The following is a 16,909-nucleotide window of genomic DNA, read 5'->3' as shown; positions in this document are numbered from 1 at the left end:
TTTTTAGCTGTGCTGTCGCATACTAAATCCATAACGAAATGAATGCAGGATTATTTACCATGGCAATTTGTGTAACAGGCTGTCCAAGACCGTCAGCGTCTACCATTGAACATTATCAGGGGGCAGAGGTTGCTACTGTGCATGAAGCGCAGGGGCGCAAGGGATTATTAGACAAAGCCATGCGGCCAATCTACCGCCCGGCTGCAATAGCAGGTCCAGCGGTAACGTGCCAGGTTGCACCAGGTGATAATTGGATGATTCACGTAGCGGTTGAGCAGTGCCAGCCAGGTGATGTGCTGGTAGTTACCCCAACCAGTCCGTGTGATGACGGCTTTTTTGGTGATTTGCTGGCCACGTCACTGAAAGCGCGCGGTGTAAAAGGTTTGATTATCAATGGCGGCGTGCGGGATATCGCTACCCTTACCGAAATGGAATTTCCTGTGTGGTCTCGCGCAGTATTTGCGCAAGGTACAGTGAAAGAAACCATTGCCAGTGTTAACGTGCCTGTAGTGTGTGCAGGTGCGCTAATCAATCCGGGTGACATTGTGGTTGCCGACGACGATGGTGTTGTGGTGGTTGCACGGGAAGAAGCCGATGCCGTACACGAAAAAGTACTGGCGCGCGTGGCAAACGAAGACAGTAAGCGCGTGCGTTTAGCGGCGGGTGAACTGGGCCTGGACATTTACAACATGCGAGAGCGCCTGGCAGAAAAAGGCTTGCGCTACGTTAAATACGGTGAGGAAAACTAGTCGTGAAAGCGATTCCTGCCTATGTAATGCGCGGTGGCACATCCAAAGGCCTGTATTTTAAGGCCAGTGATTTACCGTCGGATGCTACCCAGCGCGATGCTATATTGCTGGCCGCGATGGGTTCGCCGGACGAACGCCAGATTGATGGCATGGGCGGTGCACACCCGTTAACCAGTAAAGTGGCGGTGGTCAGCCCGTCAACAAGAGAAGATGCCGACGTAGACTACTTGTTTTTGCAGGTTGTGGTAGACGAAGCGCGGGTGACTGACGCACAAAACTGCGGAAATATTCTGGCCGGTGTGGGTCCATACGCTATTGAGCAGGGTATGGTGAGCGCGCAGTCAGATGTAACCGATGTGCGCATTCACATGGTTAACACCGGAGCACTGGCTGTTGCCCGTATCCAAACGCCCAATGGCGAAGTTCAGTACGAAGGCGACGCTGCGATTGATGGCGTGCCTGGAACAGCTGCGCCAGTGATGATTGATTTTCTGGACGTAGCGGGTTCGTCGTGTGGCGCGCTATTTCCCACTGGTAACGCCATTGACGAAATCAACGGTGTTGCAGTGACCTGTGTCGACAATGGCATGCCAGTGGTGTTACTACATGCTTCGGCAGTGGGCGCTACCGGGCAGGAAAGTCCGGCAGAGCTGGAAGCCAAGGCCGACGTGAAAGCCAAAATAGAAGCCATTCGTCTACAAGCAGGCAAACTGATGAATCTTGGCGATGTGACCAACAAAACCGTGCCTAAAATGAGCCTGTTATCAGCACCGGTACATGGTGGGGTAGTGAATACCCACACGTTTATTCCGCACCGGGTACATGATGCTATCGGCGTGTTGGGTTCGGTTAGCGTAGCTACTGCCTGTGTACTGGCTGGCACGGTAGCGAGCGATTATGTAAACAAAGCGGCCGATAACAGTTCACAAAGTCAAATACTCACAATTGAACATCCTACCGGCGCATTTACGGTAGAAATGGATATCAGTGGCGCAAATGCGTTAAATACATTCAGTGTAAAACGCGCAGCCTTGCTGCGTACCGCCCGATTATTAATGCGTGGAGAAGTGCTGGTACCGAATCAGTGCCAGCCAGTAGCAGAATAACAACGATTGAGGACATCAGCATGATCATTGATTGTCATGGACACTACACTACTGCACCAGAGCCATTGCAGTTGTTCAGAAAAGCGCAGATTAAGGCATTCGAATCGGGGCAGGCATTGCCAGAAGTTCCCTTTATCAGCGACGATGAAATTCGTGAAAGTATCGAAAAAAACCAGTTGAAACTGCTATTAGAACGCGGTTCAGACATGACCATTTTTTCACCCCGCGCGTCAGCAATGGCCCATCATGTGGGCGATGAGGCGGTATCCAAACAGTGGACAAGCGCCTGTAATGACCTGATCAAGCGCGTTGTGGATTTGTACCCTCAACACTTTATTGGTGTGTGTCAGCTGCCGCAGTCGCCCGGTGTACCAATTAAAAATTCGGTAGAAGAACTGGAGCGTTGTGTTACTGAACTTGGCTTTGTGGGCTGTAACCTTAACCCGGATCCGTCGGGCGGCCACTGGACGTCTAAACCACTAACCGATAAAAGCTGGTATCCCTTCTACGAGAAAATGGTAGAACTGGATGTCCCTGCGATGGTTCACGTATCAGGTTCATGCAACGAAAACTTCCATGCTACCGGCGCGCACTACATGAATGCTGACACCACGGCTTTCATGCAATTCCTGGAAGGCAATTTATTTAAGGACTTCCCTGACCTGCGCTTTATTATTCCCCACGGCGGTGGTGCGGTTCCGTATCATTGGGGGCGCTATCGCGGGCTGGCCGATATGATGAATCAGCCGCCGCTGGCTGAGCACGTAATGAAAAACGTGTATTTTGACACCTGTGTGTATCATCAGCCGGGTATCGATTTGTTGTTTGAAGTAATCGATATCAAAAATATTTTGTTTGGATCTGAAATGATTGGTGCGGTACGCGGGATTGATCCCGAAACCGGTCACTATTTTGACGACACCAAGCGTTACGTGGATGCATTGAATTTGTCTGATGCAGACCGCACCGCGATATACTCTGGCAATGCTCGTCGCGTTTATCCGCGACTGGATGTCAAATTGAAGGAGATGGGCCTGTGAGTCAGTTTACCCCCGATGCCGATTGGTTGCACTGGCATCAATCCCCGTCGGTGCCTGGTTACCAGGCGCCAGCAGGTGCTGTAGATGCCCATTGCCACGTGTTTGGGCCAGGCGATGTGTTTCCGTTCGCACCTGAACGCAAATACACTCCCTGTGATGCTTCTAAAGATCAACTGTGGGCGCTGCGCGATCACCTGGGCTTTTCCCGCAATGTAATTGTGCAGGCTACCTGCCACGGTGCTGATAACCGCGCATTGGTTGACGCATTGAACCACAGTAACGGTCTTGCACGCGGTGTAGCGACGGTTAAAGCCAGTGTTACCGACGAAGAACTGAATGCATTGCATGCTGCGGGTGTTCGCGGCGTTCGCTTTAACTTTGTAAAGCGTTTGGTGGATGCCTTACCGTTTGACGATTTAACGCTTATCGCTAATCGTATTAAGCGCCTTGGCTGGCACATTGTGATTTACTTCGAAGCCGCAGAACTACCAGACCTATATGATTTTTTCACCAGCCTGCCCACTACGGTAGTGGTAGATCACATGGGGCGACCAGATGTAACTCAGCCTGTGGATGGCGAGCAATTTGGTTTGTTTCTTAAATTGCTGGAAGAAAATCCGAATTTCTGGTCGAAAGTGAGTTGCCCGGAACGTCTTTCAGTAAGTGGCCCAAATGGCGGTTATCTTGACGTTGTGCCATTTGCCCGCACTGTTGTGGAACGTTTCCCTGATCGCGTATTGTGGGGCACCGACTGGCCGCACCCGAATATGAAAAGCCACATGCCCGATGACGGCAAACTGGTAGACATGATCCCTTTAATTGCCCCTACAGAAGCGCTGCAGCAGAAATTGCTGATCGACAATCCGATGCGCTTGTACTGGGCGGATTAAGCAGCGGCATTGCCGCTCACGTAACCTGAATAAAACGTGGAGTAACGAATATGAAAATTATTGTAGTGGGCCCGGGTGCCTTTGGCATTAAACACCTGGACGGCTTGCAGAATATCGATGGTGCAGAAGTAGTTGGCCTGGTGGGCCGTTCACTGGAGAAAACCCAGGGCGTAGCAAACCAGTACGGAATCCCTAATGTGTATACCAGCCTTGAAGATGCGCTGGAAAGTGATGCGGATGCCGTGATCCTGTGTACGCCTACCCAACAGCACGCATCACAGGCTATTCAGTGTATGAAAGCCGGCAAACACGTGCAGGTAGAAATCCCACTGGCAGACAGCTGGGCCGATTCCGAAGCGGTAGTGAAAACTCAGCAGGAAACCGGCAAAGTATGCATGGTAGGTCATACCCGTCGTTTCAACCCTTCACACCAATGGGTGCATAACAAAATTACTGCTGGCGAGCTGAACATTCAGCAAATGGATGTTCAAACCTATTTCTTCCGCCGCAAGAACATCAATGCCAAAGGCGAGCCGCGCTCCTGGACCGATCACCTGCTATGGCACCATGCTGCACATACTGTGGATTTGTTTGCGTATCAGGCTGGATCGCCAGTAGTGAAAGCCAATGCAATTCAGGGTCCAATCCATCCTGAACTGGGTATTGCCATGGACATGTCTATTCAGTTACAAGCTGAAAATGGCGCAATTTGTACCTTGTCTTTGTCGTTTAACAACGATGGACCATTGGGTACCTTCTTCCGTTATATCTGTGATAACGGTACCTATATTGCCCGTTACGACGACCTGGTTGATGGAAAAGAAAACCCAATCGATGTGTCTGAAGTGGATGTGTCGATGAACGGCATAGAACTGCAGGATCGCGAGTTTGTTGCTGCAATTCAGGAAGGCCGCGAGCCAAACTCAAGCGTAGGACAGGTGCTAAACTGTTATCGCGTGCTGCACGAACTTGAGCAACAATTATCTGCGTAATTGACTACGCTTACCGTTAACGGCTTGCCTGGTGCAAGCCGTTTTGCTTTGAGGAGTACCATGATGAATAAACGGAAACTGGCCGGTAAATGGGTAGGGGAAATTGGTTTTGGCTGTATGAATGTCAGTCATGCTTATAGCGGAAAGCTACCCGAAAGTGATGCTATAAGTCTGATCCAAAGCGCTTACGAGGCAGGCATGGATCACTTTGACACTGCTGCTTTGTATGGCTTTGGGGCCAACGAGGTGGTGGTGGGTAAGGCAATTAAGGGCTTTCGTAATGAGATCCTTTTAGCCAGCAAGTGCGGTATGACCGGGGTAAATGGCAAGCGCGTTATCAACGGGCACCCTAAAACACTACATGCAACACTGGACACCGCCCTGAAAAGCCTGCAAACCGACTACATCGACTTGTATTACCTGCACCGTATCGACCCGGATGTACCCGTGGAAGAAAGTGTGGGCGCTTTGGGGGATGCGGTAAAAGCCGGTAAAATTGGTGCAATTGGATTATCGGAAGTCTCTGCACAAACCTTGATGCGCGCGCATCAGGAACACCCCGTTGCGGCACTGCAAACAGAATATTCCCTGTGGACACGCAATGCTGAAATTGCTGTGCTGGAGGCTTGTAAATCGCTGAACATCGCGTTCGTGGGATTCAGCCCATTAGCCAGGGGCTTTCTGAGCAATACCTTTACTGATATCAGTACACTCGACGCTGGCGATATTCGCTGTGGTATGCCGCGTTTTCAAGGTGAAAACTGGCAGGCTAACCGCAAATTGTACGCTGAATTTGCCCGTTTGGCAGAACAGGCTGGCTGCACTCCTGCGCAGCTCGCGATTAAGTGGGTTTTGGCCCAGGGCGATTTTATTCATGCACTGCCAGGCACGCGTATTGAAGCACATATGATGGAAAATATCGCGGCAAGCACATTGAAGGTGTCTGCCGAGGTATTACGCTCTGCCGGTGAGCTGATTAATCAGCAAACAGTAAAAGGGCCCAGGTACCCGGCCGCGGCACAAGGCGATATTGATACTGAAGAGTTTTAACTGGCTTGGCCAAAAAACCGCACCGCATGCAGTGCGGTTTTTTGTTTGATGCTATTTGAGCGTGACCACTTTGCATTCACTACAAAGATGCTGACAACTGAGCCGTTCACCGCTAGCCAATGCGTCCTCACTCAGGTGGTGCCGGTCAACGTCGTTGATGGCAACACTGGTGTCGGTTTGCACTACACACTGTCCACATGTACCGCCGCCGCCACATTCTGTGGGGACGTGAATACCCGCACTCGCCAACGCAAAAAGCAACGGCTGATTGGCGCGTAACGATAATTGTGTTGTTTCCCCGGCCTGAATAACCTGCACGTCAATGTGCGTATTGGCGCGTGCGGTTCGCATTGGTAAACGTTGGTAGGCCAGTAACAGGCCACTTACTGCCAGCATTAATGTAGCGATGGCAAATGCTACAATTAGCGGATGATTAAATCCACCGCTGTTGGTGTAATCCATAAAATGCAGTGTGAGCATTAAATGTTTCAGGCGGGAATGATCGTTACTGTGGGCAATCACTCTACCGGTATCGGCATTCAGATACACATTGGTATGTACTTCGTCGCTAAAAGACACTTTCCACAATGGATTTTGCTGTCGGCCATCGAAATCAAAAGGCGGGAGTATGAGTTCAGGAGCCGATGCCTCACCTGGTCCGGTATAGGAACGAACGGCTATGCGCTGAATATCGTTTGGCTGAATATACCAGGGTAAGCCGGTTACCGCGTGATACAGGGCATGTTGCTGGGTAACGTAATCGTGCAAAGGCAGCTCTGTTTTTATCTGATAAAGCGGGGTGCCCGATATCCAGATCAATTCTGCTGATAGTATAGGTTCAGCAATCGGGAGTGTTGCCAAAGACGTGAAGGTACTGCTTGGTGTATTGCCGCGGTGCGAAACCGATGTTCGGTACTGATTGCCCGATGCCGCTTCACTGTCCATTTGGTTGAAGTAGATCCCGGTGCCTGTCCAAATCAGGCATTGAAGCCCAACAAGTAACGACAACCACTTATGCCACCCTGAAATTACAATCCGTTTATTCATGAGCGACGCCTTCTGCAGTGTTAACACCAGAAGGGCGCACTGGGATAAACCTGGAAATTAGGAGCACCACACCACTGATGATTGCAATAACAGCAAGGATGGCGAGTACCGTCAGCAAGGGATTAGCAACATTCTCGCCATCGTCATAATCCATAATGTGAAAACGCCACATCCAGTCGAATGCGCGCCAGAAGTGGTGCCGCCTGGTAACTATCTGGCCGGTGGATTGCTGGATGTAGAACGTGGTGGCAGCCAGATCGTCAAACGTGACCTGCCAGACCGGTAACCATCGCGGGCTTAACTCAGCAGGCATGGCCTGGGGTAAATCAATGAGTTTGGTTAGCCTGATATTGGCAGGCTCTGCCACCGATGCCAAAGCGATGTGACTGGCATCGGATTGTGTTATCAGGCTTAGTTCATTGCCATTTTGCGCACTAACCACTATCGATTGTTTGCTATTAGTTACTGAAAATCGATAGGCAAGGGTATCCAAACGTTTATACAGCACGATATCGGTTGCGGTGGGAAATCGCGCCAGTAACTCGCTGATAGGGTAGGTGGCATCACCGATATTAAATGTAGCGTGTTTATCATCTGTTAGCGTTTCGCCATGGATGAAATGGATATCCATGCTTACCATATACAGGCCAGTAGCAGCCCAGATCAACATTTGTATGCCTATGCATCGCATTAGCCACTTGTGTAGGGTTCTTGTTGTTATTGTTAGTGAAGTCATGACTCTTTTATTGTTTGAGGGGCGAATATTTTTGTAATTTACGTTGCAGACTGCGCCGGTGCATTCCCAATGCTTCTGCCGCTCTTGTAATATTACCCTGATGATCAGTAAGTACCCGTTGAATGTGCTCCCATTCCAATTGCGCGGCGGTAAGTGGTGCCGGGACAATCGAGCTGGTGTTATCGCCAGTGACTAATCCCAGTTTTTCCAGCAGTGCTTTAAAAGCAATTGGTTTGGCAACGTAGTCTGTTGCGCCACGTTTAATGGCTGTAACGGTGGTGGCTATGCTGGCATAACCGGTCATGATTATCAGGTGTTGAGGAGTAAAATGTGTCTGAAGTGGCGCTACAAAATCCAAACCGGTTTCGTCTTCCATCATCATATCCAGCAAAATACCGAAAACCGGCGACGCAGGAGTAAATTTTAGTGCCTCCGATGCGCGCTTGAAACACATCAATTGCAAATCAGTGACCTGTTCAAATCGTCGTTTTAAAATTCGCGTGTAGTTTTCGTCATCATCAATAATTAGCAGCAATATTGGTGTAGTCATGTCGTCACCGGAAGCGTTATTGTGGTGTGTACGCGAGCTTGTTCATATTGCCAGTGCACTGTGCCGCGAAACTTTTCTACAGTTGCATTGGATAAGACTGCTCCAACACCTGAACCATTCTCACTGCTTACTATTTTTGCACCTAAATTGCTGTGTAAGGGATTGTCATTATCGCTGGGATTGTCGATGCTGAGTTGCCACGATTCACCTTGAAGATCTGATTGAATATTGACCGTGTTATTGTGATGCAGGTTTGCCGCATCACAGGCATTAATGATAATACTGGCGATTGCTGGCACCAGTGTGCGATCGGCGGTGATATAAACGTGTTCATAGGCGTTTTCGGGCGACGGCCAGTTGACCTCAGTTTCTGGCCGGCTAAGGCGCACAATATGCCGCGCGCTATTCAGTATTGACTGTACGCTGAAATCACTGACCTTTGCCGCTCTGACTTCGTTTGCAACGTCACGCCAGTTACTAAGCAGAGCTTGCAGAATATCAAATTGCATTTGCAGTTCACTTAAATCCGGTGAACCGGGCGAGTCCTGCAATTCTTCCAGTAATAGCTGCATACTTTGCACCGGCGTTGCTGCGTCATGGGTAAGCTGAGCGGCCGCGGTGCCAATTGCCAACAATTGTTCGTCTCGCAACTGTCTTTCACGCAGTTGCTGGATTGCAGCTTGTTTTACTTTTAGCTGATATTTAAAAAAGTGAACAACAGCAGCAATCATGCAACTGGTAACAATAAAGCTTCCAATCATACCCTGAGCGTGACTCTGCATCATGGCGCCATGGTGGTCGCTGATTGGTGCCATAAGCTGCATGGCCTGGGCAACGACACTAATTGCTAACACAACCAGGCCAGGCAACACAGGTAACCAGACCAATCCGAGAATCAACGGAACCAATAAGACACTGGCAAACGGGTTACTTGCGGCCCCATTGAGTGCTATCGAGGTATTCACCACGATGATCTCAAACAGCACCAGAGTTATCACAAGCCCCGAAGGTGCACGTTGTTTACCGAATAGTGCCAGGTACAGCAATAAAAGCATGGTGTAATGGGCTACCTTGAACTTACTCTGAAAGCACTTAGCTTATCATTAACACTCTGATATGGAACCTGTAATACCAGTCTTCTGCGTATTAGAAGTAAAGTGTACCGCTAATGAAGGCACTTCTGCCCATACCCGGTACTCCGATACCAAATGGAATACCATTCATAGACATGGTCATACCTTGCCCGGTATAAGTGCCTGCTGTAGGGTCAAAATAGAATTTGTCGAGCAGGTTTTCTACTCCTAAATCTACGCGAAACTGCTCCGTGACATAGCCTGTTTGTAATCCCAATAATCCGTACCCTGCGGTTTCTATTTCGTTTCTAACCTCTGAAATGTTCGTCTTAGCGGCGGCAAACTCCCAAGTTATTTGTGTTTGCCAGGGGCCCGACACATGGTTGATGGCTAGATTGCCGTGTAAGGGCAGAGTCTGATAGAGGCCGCTGTCTGTTTCGGTATTTTCTGCCCGTGTTATGCTGACGATACCCTCTACAACAAAACTACCCCAATTGGCTGTGTTGAACTGATATTGGGCATTCGCGTCTACACCGAATAATCTGGCTGCCTGGTTGTTGTAAGTAAGCACATTAAACTGCCCCGAATTCCACATGGTAGTTGCTGCTACTGCGTCAATATAGTCATCAACATAGGTAAAATAAGGTGACAATGAGTATTGAGCGCCACTGTTTTGAGGTTGCCACAATAGACTGGCTGAGATTGAGTAGGCCGTTTCCGCATTCAGATCTGTGTTACCAACATAGCCGTTGCCATCGCCAACCGTATTGTTCATTGATGCGGCCATCATCCAGCTCGACCAGGTGTATTTTTCATAAAGATTTGGTGACCGAACTTTGCGCGATACGCCTACTTCGGCAGAAACTTCACTACTGACTTTAATATTCAAGGCTGCGGTTATATCGAGATTGAACTGATTGTCATCCCGATTTCCCATATTAAACATCAGGGCTTGCAGGTATTGCATGCCTGGCGCATTTTCACCGGTTGCGTATCCCTGAACTTCGCCGCTGCTCAAGGCAATATTTTCCGCGCGGGCACCGTAGTTTGCTGTTACGGTTGGTGTTATTTTCTGCTCGCGCTCTACATACATGAACAGGCGATTGCGGCGTCCATTATCGATATTTTCGAACGTGCCAGGCCCCATACCACCGCCCGATGCCGTCCAATAATCATCAAGAGTATACAATTGTATGCCAGCACCAAAACGCAGGGTGTCAGTGTGGCTTTTTATCCATTCAATGTCGGTTGTTGCTGCACGCAATACAGATTCACTGTACATAGGCATACCTGCAGCACAGGTTCCCTCAGGATCCCCGGTAAAGCGAACAGGAGAGCAGGGCATACCCATTGCAGCAAGTGAGCCATACCAAAACTGCTTGTCGTCGCCAAAGTTCATGTAATGGTCAACGTCTTCCTGATAGATCCGCGTTATCACTTTGCCCCAGGTAGTTTGTCGCCGCCACGCGGCGTTGATACTTAGCTGTTCATTGTCTAGTAAATCCATACGCTGGTTGGGGTAAAGCTGATAAGGCATGTTTTGATGATTAATTTGTAAGTCCAGCTCATCTGCCTGATGCTGATAGCGTAAAGCCAGGCTATGGTTTTGGGTTTTGTAGGCAGTAGAGCCAACTTCATCCAACCTGAGTGAGTGCTCTGGTCGGCCTGTGGCTGTAGCGTTTTTAAAAGCAGCACTGGCACGGTAATTATCAGCCTTACTGGCGTTGCCACTGTAACGAATACCCCATGTCTCACCTGCGATATTCAGATTTGCCTGTATACCCTGTGCCTGGTTATTACTGCGCCAGTAACCACCAATGTCTCCGCTTACGGTAGTATTTTCACCCGGCGCAACAAGTTCTGGTTGTTTTCTGGTTGTGCTGATTGTGCCGCCAATACTGTCTCCACCCTGACTTACCGGCGTAACGGTGGTAAATACCGATATATCGGCCAGAGAGGATGGCGACAGGTAGGAGAGCGGTGGGTTCATGTGATTCGGGCATGAGGATATTAAATCCATGCCATCGGTTTGGATGCGCAGTCGATCATCGGCTAATCCTCTAATGGCGGGTAATCCAGATAGTCCGCCAGCAGCGTTGATGTGAATGCCGGGTAAAGTGCTAAGTAACTGAGCACTGTCAGTAACTGCGCCAAGCGCATTCCTGATATCTTCTTCGTTTAAGCCACGGGTATGTTGATGTAAGCCATTTTGATGTCCATTAATCCTGATATGTTCAATCTCGTTATTGACTGGTGTATTGGCAAAAGCAGAGTTAACGGTAAGTGATAACGTACTTGTGATAAATATTGGCAATATTGTCCGGTTGCGCACAGTGTTCTCCATAAGGATTAACAATAAGCAGGTAACCAGATTTTTTCTTTGGTTTATTCCAAATTTATAGGAAATTTATGTGGTTACCTGATTTTTCTCTATGCGTATTGTAATCTTCGTAACAAAACTACGCGTGCGGCAAATTGTCGCACTTCGCTAGTGAGTCTTTATTGAGAGGAGCTCAACAGCACCCGCATTGTCGCTTGTGCTTATCGAGTTTTCCTACGCCTGGATTGAAGGTATTGGTGGGATCTAATTCCCGGTAAAAGGCTGCCAGGCCATCCTCTGCTTTGTAAAGATGCCCCACATTGTGTTCTGCCGGGTATTTAGCCTCTCTGCTGTCGAGCAATGTTAACATGGCGGCTTTCACTGCTTTGGCATCAGCGCCTTTTTTCAGAACGTAATCCTGATGAAACACATGGCAGAAAAAATGGCCGTAATACAGGGCTTTGTCGATCTGCTGGCTAATCGAATCAGGCAGTGATTCAACCCACTGTATGTCGTTGCGTTTGAGCGCAATATCCAACGCCACTATATCACCCACATGCCGCTGATTGAGAAGCTGATATCGAATCGCCGCGCCCGCCGCCGCAAAGCGGTTCAGGTAAGCACTGGCTGCTTCTTCGGCGGTACAGGAAAAATAATCGCCTCGCTGGTGATTTTGCGCAAAAAACTCAGCTAGGTATGCATCGGCTTCAGCGATGCCATTGTCGCTCATTTTTAAAATAAGATGATGTTCATACAGGTCGCGATAGGCGTTGAGTCGCTCGGGCAAGTGAGCCGGAAAACAACGGGCAATGCCTTGCATTACCCGGTCGGATAAATATTTCGGAAGCCAGCTTTGCTTGTTCAGTAAGGCATCGATTCTACCTTTTAAGGCGAAGAGTTTGGGCAGGCGTTGTGTGCCCAGGTGCTTAACGCTTAAAAAGGTATCTTTGCCATAGTCCCGGGCAATGTCGAAAATGTCCCGGTGCATGTATTCACCGACTTCGGGCAAGTATTTGAATGTGCTGAGTATGTGCCGGCGCAACGCAGTGAGCACATCCGGGTTATTGGTGCCAATGTAATAGGTTTTTTCCTGTTTGGCGATGGCAAAGGTGTCCAGCCTCACCGCAAACACAGCCAGCTTCCCCGCACAGCCACTGGCTTCGAAAAGTCGACTGGTGTCGGCATTAAAACGGCTGGGCGTGTTTGCATCTACATCGCGCAGTCGCGCTTCGTAATCAGACGCACTGGCTTTACGCGCAGTGGGCGTTATGTTTTTATCAAACTGACCATGTTGCAGGTTGTGTAATATCTCCCGAGGTGACTCGCCAAGGGGGATATCCAGGTGGTTAACTAATTCCAGCTTACCTTCTTTTGTTACGCGGGCGAACAGGGCGAGTTCTGTATAGGCAGGACCTCGTTTAACTAACGCGCCGCCGGAATTATTGGCTACGCCGCCCACTACAGAGGCTCCCAGACATGATGAGCCAATGACCGAATGCGGTGCGCGTCCGAGCGGTTTTAACGATGATTCCAACTGATGCAGCGTGGTACCCGGAAAACTCAGTATTTGCTCGCCGTTTCCCAGTAATACCAACTCGTTCATCGCCAGCGTATTGATGATCACGATGTCGCGGTCGTAATCCTGTCCACTTGGAGTTGAACCCTCAGTAAGACCGGTTTTAGCGGCCTGCATAATGATAATGCAATTGTGTTCAACACAGATTTCCAGAATTTCCCAAAGCTGTAATAAGGTTTGAGGAAATACCACTGCCAATGCCTCGCCCCTGCCTGAGCGCCACCCTGAGCGATAGTGCTCAGTGCGTTTTGATTCTGTGAGGATATGTGCTTCACTGAGTACAGACGCGAGAGAATTTATAACAGGGTGTGCAGACATGTTTGTCGTTCCTTGGAAATGTATGAACTTTCTGTATGGATTGGGCATCGAACGGAATAATGCCATAAAAGGCGTTCATTATAATCAAATTGGGGCGGATAAGCGTACAAGGTTCATCATTTGAAGCCTAACGTTGAACGCATGGCTAATGAACGTATATAGGCGGCTGTTTTTTTTAGAAAAAAGCCCACATTAAACCTTTTTGATAATACTGCAATTGGGTATGATGTGATTAGATGACAAATCAAAGCAGACAACAATGTTGAACGATGTGAAAACAAATTCGTTGGTGAGTTTATTCCAACTTGAGCCTCAGGAAATCAAACATGCGCAGGTGCTGTCTGGCGTATCGCCGTTTGTATTGCGCAGGGTGTTTGGTTTCTGGATGTTATTTGTTCTTGGCATTGCCGGTATCGTTTCGGTGGCCCCAGGATTATCTATGTTCTTTGTCAGCATGACATTTATTGTTTTGTTGTTGTTTACCTTTCTCATTTTTTACCAGAGCCGCATCTCCGAAGGGTGGCCCGCTATATTGTATTATCATGGCAGGATAGGTGTGGTGAAAGATCCGATCTCCAGGCAGTTTCTGTTTGTCGCGCCCGACATTGTAAAATCGGCTTCGCCAATGCTGCTTAAGCCTAACAAAAAAGCCGTGGCTATTGAACTGGATACCAGTGCGTTATCCGACAACGACAAATTCTTGCTTGAGCAAGCAATTTGGCCAAGTGAAAACAAATTAATAGCGCTGAGTTATTTTAAGAAGCGTGAAACAATTTGTGACGCTATTGCGCAGTTATTGCAGAAAAAGCGTACGCCAACCAATTTTGCCGCTGCATCTGCCCGCGTTACATCTTAAACGTCTTAACCGATGGCATAATGCCGGTTTATACCATCGGTAACTTCTACAAACTGTCGAGAAATTGCTACAGATTTCTTCGTCTTTAGTCTAAGTTTATTTAAGTTTATTCATTTAAAACAAAGGGTTGAAATTCTGGCCCAAATCTCGCTGTAGAGTCTGTGAACTCTAAACAGGAGATATTCCATGAAACGTTCACTTTTATCATGTATCGCAGTTGGTGTATTCGCTACTACCGCTGCAACCTCTGTATATGCGTCTACCGAATGGGAAGATAAAGCGAAGGATGCCTGGATTGATGGCAAGGCAGAAGCATCTTTGTTGTTTAACACACACCTGAATTCTTTTGACATCAATACCGATGTAAAAGAGGGGGTTGTGATCCTGACAGGTAAAGTCGACAGTCGTATCGATAAAAAGCTGGCAGAAGAATTGGTAGCCGGAATTGAAGGCGTAACTAAGGTTGATAACCAGCTTTCAGTCGTCAGTCTCGACGATAGTGAGCATATGGCTGATAAAAAGCCGGTGTCACAAGAATTGAAAGACGCCAAAATTGCGACAGTGGTGAAGTCTAAATTGCTGATGGACAGTGATATTTCTGGCCTTGATATCGATGTAGACGTAGCCAATGGCCACGTGATGCTAAAGGGCACCGTTGAAAGTGAAAGTGCACGTGCGCTGGCAATTGAAATCGCAAAAAATACATCAGATGTTGAGTCGGTAGACGATGAGCTTACCGTTGATGAATCTGAATAATGATTAAGAGAAGCTACCCAAAGGTGGCTTCTCTTTTTTTACATAACGTTTATTAGCAGGAATTGAGTTACATGGACAAAGCCGAGACCAAATCACAGTTTCAAAACGGCGAGCGAGCATATTTTAATTGGTTTGCGCGATATGAAGAGTCAGCCAATCCTGCTGAATATCAGATCAGACTGAACGAGCCAGCAGAACCCGTTAACGCTGAAGACGCTACCCTATAAACTGAGCCCCGGCTGTTTAGGACAAACATTACGCTAATTCGGTATGCCGATTAGCCTGGAGCCGGAGAGCAGTGACATCCGGTGTGAAAGCAAAACCAACACAGTGGTGACGACAATGCATAACGTAACAAAATGGGCATTTGGATCTCTACTGGTTTGCAGCGGAGTATGGGCAACCAGTCAATCAACGCCTCTCACACAATGGGTACAGGATCAGGATAGCGCACAATTTACAACTGAAGTGGCTGCGCCTCCAGAATACAGTAACGCCATCGAATCACTTGAAGTCGCTATCGAAGATACCCGTTTTAATACTCAAAACCGGGTTCATTCGTTGCGATTAAAACGCATCATTTATTATTTAAGTGAAGCGCGGGAATTCGAACAGCGCAACTGGCAATTTAACCGCGATGATTCGCTTGAGCGAGCAAATGCAATACTGCGCCACCATCGCATGAAAACCGGACAAGGGCATGCATTATAAGGTATTAACGCTCGTGTTTTCGGGATGGATGCTTACGGCAGTTACCGGGTGTGCTCAGTTACCTGACAAGCAGGCAACTGAGCACACCCTGACTTTCGACAAGCCAACCCAATCCATGTCGGCGCAAGAAGCGATGTCTAACGGTCAATCGATAAAAATTTCAACCTCCCAGGGGGAAATCAATGTTGAACCGGCTGTGGTGTCGATGGCACAAACGTCACTTAATAGTGGCGCAGCAACTGGCGGGGAAGACGATCCGTGGGAAGGATTTAACCGGGTAATGTTTTCCTTTAATCATGGTGCGTATAAATATGTGCTCACACCGGTTACCAAAGGGTATCGGGCAGTTGTACCTGATCCGGCCAGACAATCAGTAGGCCGATTCTTTGACAATCTTCGCGAGCCGCTGAATTTACTCAACCATGTATTTGCCGGCGAAATCAACCATGCTGGTAGTAATCTCGGGCGCTTCCTGATCAATACCACCGTGGGGGTTCTGGGATTGTTTGATCCGGCAACTTCATTATTCGGGCTCGACAAACAGCCACAAACTATCGGTGACACACTGGCAGCCTGGGGCGTTGAACCCGGACCTTATCTGGTACTGCCAATACTCGGGCAAAGCGATGTCAGAAACGGCGTGTCGGTGCTAGCTGAAGGCTTTGTGCATCCGGTAAATCACGTTACCCATGCGCCGCACAATTATCAACTGCGTGCGGTCGACGGTGTGGATGACTTTAGTCGTCTTTCTGACACTTATCACACGCTGTATAACGAAGCTGACGATCCGTATATTTTCTTCCGCAATCAATATTTACAGGCGCAAAAGCGGGATATGTGGTTTGGCAAGCAAACGTCTGACGAGCAGAGTGAAAATGAAAACTAATTTAGCGTCCCGCATTGCAGACACCATTATTCGGTACAGGTTGATGGTGGTACTGGTGTTCTTCGCCATTCTGGCTGTTGCGGCTACAGGCATCCCACGGTTTAAGATTGCGGCCTCGGCCGATACCCTGCTGGCCAAAGATAACCAGTTGTATATTCAGTCTCAGCTTGCTCAGCAAACCTTTAGTCCGGATGAATTTATACTGGTTGCCTATGAACCGACGCATCATGAAGTGTTCAGTGAACAAACCTTC

At 48.5% G+C, this 16,909-nt stretch carries 17 protein-coding genes and 1 pseudogene; 12 read left to right on the top strand and 6 right to left on the bottom strand.

The window, feature by feature from the left end; genetic code table 11:
- The first annotated feature begins 59 nt into the window (after positions 1-59).
- From ACLR2L_RS12090 to ACLR2L_RS12065, 6 genes are read left to right on the top strand one after another with little or no spacing between them, the layout of a single operon-like run.
- On the top strand, positions 60-749 hold the full coding sequence (locus ACLR2L_RS12090) for a 4-carboxy-4-hydroxy-2-oxoadipate aldolase/oxaloacetate decarboxylase (RefSeq protein WP_140956651.1): 690 nt from the start codon (positions 60-62) through the stop codon (positions 747-749).
- Positions 750-751: 2 nt separating this feature from the next.
- Positions 752-1,855, top strand: coding sequence for a 4-oxalomesaconate tautomerase (locus ACLR2L_RS12085; protein WP_413368471.1), 1,104 nt, complete (start codon positions 752-754; stop codon positions 1,853-1,855).
- A gap of 20 nt (positions 1,856-1,875) precedes the next feature.
- Positions 1,876-2,895 carry an amidohydrolase family protein gene (locus ACLR2L_RS12080; RefSeq protein ID WP_140956652.1) on the top strand — a complete coding sequence of 340 codons (1,020 nt, stop codon included), beginning with the start codon at positions 1,876-1,878 and terminating at the stop codon, positions 2,893-2,895.
- Positions 2,892-3,785 (top strand): amidohydrolase family protein, encoded by an 894-nt coding sequence (locus tag ACLR2L_RS12075; RefSeq protein WP_413368470.1) that lies wholly within the window; start codon positions 2,892-2,894, stop codon positions 3,783-3,785. Before ACLR2L_RS12080 ends, ACLR2L_RS12075 begins: the two co-directional genes overlap by 4 nt.
- A gap of 50 nt (positions 3,786-3,835) precedes the next feature.
- Positions 3,836-4,777, top strand: coding sequence for a Gfo/Idh/MocA family oxidoreductase (locus ACLR2L_RS12070; protein WP_140956654.1), 942 nt, complete (start codon positions 3,836-3,838; stop codon positions 4,775-4,777).
- Between the two features lie 60 nt (positions 4,778-4,837).
- Positions 4,838-5,827 carry an aldo/keto reductase gene (locus tag ACLR2L_RS12065; protein WP_413368469.1) on the top strand — a complete coding sequence of 330 codons (990 nt, stop codon included), beginning with the start codon at positions 4,838-4,840 and terminating at the stop codon, positions 5,825-5,827.
- Between the two features lie 51 nt (positions 5,828-5,878).
- On the opposite strand, the gene ACLR2L_RS12060 is transcribed toward ACLR2L_RS12065, so the two are convergent.
- From ACLR2L_RS12060 to dld, 6 genes are all read right to left on the bottom strand, one after another.
- On the bottom strand, positions 5,879-6,874 hold the full coding sequence (locus ACLR2L_RS12060; protein ID WP_413368468.1) for a 2Fe-2S iron-sulfur cluster-binding protein: 996 nt from the start codon (positions 6,872-6,874) through the stop codon (positions 5,879-5,881).
- Entirely contained in the window at positions 6,867-7,544 is a 678-nt protein-coding gene (locus ACLR2L_RS12055) for a PepSY domain-containing protein (RefSeq protein WP_413368467.1), read from the bottom strand. The genes ACLR2L_RS12060 and ACLR2L_RS12055 overlap by 8 nt, the downstream gene beginning before the upstream one ends.
- Before the next feature lie 73 nt (positions 7,545-7,617).
- Positions 7,618-8,160, bottom strand: a complete 543-nt coding sequence (locus ACLR2L_RS12050; RefSeq protein ID WP_140956661.1) for a response regulator transcription factor — start codon at positions 8,158-8,160, stop codon at positions 7,618-7,620.
- On the bottom strand, positions 8,157-9,215 hold the full coding sequence (locus ACLR2L_RS12045) for a hypothetical protein (RefSeq protein WP_413368466.1): 1,059 nt from the start codon (positions 9,213-9,215) through the stop codon (positions 8,157-8,159). The genes ACLR2L_RS12050 and ACLR2L_RS12045 overlap by 4 nt, the downstream gene beginning before the upstream one ends.
- A gap of 91 nt (positions 9,216-9,306) precedes the next feature.
- The gene (locus ACLR2L_RS12040; protein WP_413368465.1) at positions 9,307-11,565 is read right to left on the bottom strand and encodes a TonB-dependent receptor plug domain-containing protein; all 2,259 of its coding nucleotides are present in this window, start codon (positions 11,563-11,565) and stop codon (positions 9,307-9,309) included.
- A 181-nt stretch (positions 11,566-11,746) separates the two neighbouring features.
- Positions 11,747-13,447 (bottom strand): D-lactate dehydrogenase, encoded by a 1,701-nt coding sequence (gene dld / locus ACLR2L_RS12035; protein ID WP_413368464.1) that lies wholly within the window; start codon positions 13,445-13,447, stop codon positions 11,747-11,749.
- Between the two features lie 259 nt (positions 13,448-13,706).
- Here dld and ACLR2L_RS12030 point away from each other — a divergent pair, with 259 nt between their 5' ends.
- From ACLR2L_RS12030 to ACLR2L_RS12005, 6 genes and pseudogenes are all read left to right on the top strand, one after another.
- Positions 13,707-14,303 (top strand): hypothetical protein, encoded by a 597-nt coding sequence (locus ACLR2L_RS12030; RefSeq protein WP_413368463.1) that lies wholly within the window; start codon positions 13,707-13,709, stop codon positions 14,301-14,303.
- Between the two features lie 186 nt (positions 14,304-14,489).
- A complete protein-coding gene (locus ACLR2L_RS12025; RefSeq protein WP_413368462.1) occupies positions 14,490-15,059 on the top strand; it encodes a BON domain-containing protein in 570 nt (189 codons plus the stop codon).
- 71 nt (positions 15,060-15,130) lie between these two features.
- The gene (locus tag ACLR2L_RS12020; protein WP_413368461.1) at positions 15,131-15,286 is read left to right on the top strand and encodes a hypothetical protein; all 156 of its coding nucleotides are present in this window, start codon (positions 15,131-15,133) and stop codon (positions 15,284-15,286) included.
- Positions 15,287-15,401: 115 nt separating this feature from the next.
- The gene (locus ACLR2L_RS12015) at positions 15,402-15,770 is read left to right on the top strand and encodes a hypothetical protein (RefSeq protein WP_413368460.1); all 369 of its coding nucleotides are present in this window, start codon (positions 15,402-15,404) and stop codon (positions 15,768-15,770) included.
- Positions 15,760-16,656, top strand: a complete 897-nt coding sequence (locus ACLR2L_RS12010; protein WP_413368459.1) for a VacJ family lipoprotein — start codon at positions 15,760-15,762, stop codon at positions 16,654-16,656. The genes ACLR2L_RS12015 and ACLR2L_RS12010 overlap by 11 nt, the downstream gene beginning before the upstream one ends.
- Positions 16,646-16,909, top strand: a pseudogene (locus ACLR2L_RS12005) (RND family transporter); the annotation flags it as partial. The gene ACLR2L_RS12010 and the pseudogene ACLR2L_RS12005, both read left to right, overlap by 11 nt.

Source organism: Alteromonas sp. AMM-1, from assembly GCF_047290655.1.
Classification (GTDB): Bacteria; Pseudomonadota; Gammaproteobacteria; order Enterobacterales; family Alteromonadaceae; genus Alteromonas; species Alteromonas mangrovi.
This window is presented reverse-complemented; position numbering and strand designations above follow the sequence as displayed.

Coding starts and splice junctions, on each gene's coding strand:
- ACLR2L_RS12090 (WP_140956651.1), top strand. CDS start 60: ATGGCAATTTGTGTAACAGGCTGTCCAAGACCGTCAGCGTCTACCATT.
- ACLR2L_RS12080 (WP_140956652.1), top strand. CDS start 1,876: ATGATCATTGATTGTCATGGACACTACACTACTGCACCAGAGCCATTG.
- ACLR2L_RS12070 (WP_140956654.1), top strand. CDS start 3,836: ATGAAAATTATTGTAGTGGGCCCGGGTGCCTTTGGCATTAAACACCTG.
- ACLR2L_RS12065 (WP_413368469.1), top strand. CDS start 4,838: ATGATGAATAAACGGAAACTGGCCGGTAAATGGGTAGGGGAAATTGGT.
- ACLR2L_RS12060 (WP_413368468.1), bottom strand. CDS start 6,874: ATGAATAAACGGATTGTAATTTCAGGGTGGCATAAGTGGTTGTCGTTA.
- ACLR2L_RS12055 (WP_413368467.1), bottom strand. CDS start 7,544: ATGTTGATCTGGGCTGCTACTGGCCTGTATATGGTAAGCATGGATATC.
- ACLR2L_RS12050 (WP_140956661.1), bottom strand. CDS start 8,160: ATGACTACACCAATATTGCTGCTAATTATTGATGATGACGAAAACTAC.
- ACLR2L_RS12045 (WP_413368466.1), bottom strand. CDS start 9,215: ATGCTTTTATTGCTGTACCTGGCACTATTCGGTAAACAACGTGCACCT.
- dld (WP_413368464.1), bottom strand. CDS start 13,447: ATGTCTGCACACCCTGTTATAAATTCTCTCGCGTCTGTACTCAGTGAA.
- ACLR2L_RS12030 (WP_413368463.1), top strand. CDS start 13,707: ATGTTGAACGATGTGAAAACAAATTCGTTGGTGAGTTTATTCCAACTT.
- ACLR2L_RS12025 (WP_413368462.1), top strand. CDS start 14,490: ATGAAACGTTCACTTTTATCATGTATCGCAGTTGGTGTATTCGCTACT.
- ACLR2L_RS12020 (WP_413368461.1), top strand. CDS start 15,131: ATGGACAAAGCCGAGACCAAATCACAGTTTCAAAACGGCGAGCGAGCA.
- ACLR2L_RS12015 (WP_413368460.1), top strand. CDS start 15,402: ATGCATAACGTAACAAAATGGGCATTTGGATCTCTACTGGTTTGCAGC.
- ACLR2L_RS12010 (WP_413368459.1), top strand. CDS start 15,760: ATGCATTATAAGGTATTAACGCTCGTGTTTTCGGGATGGATGCTTACG.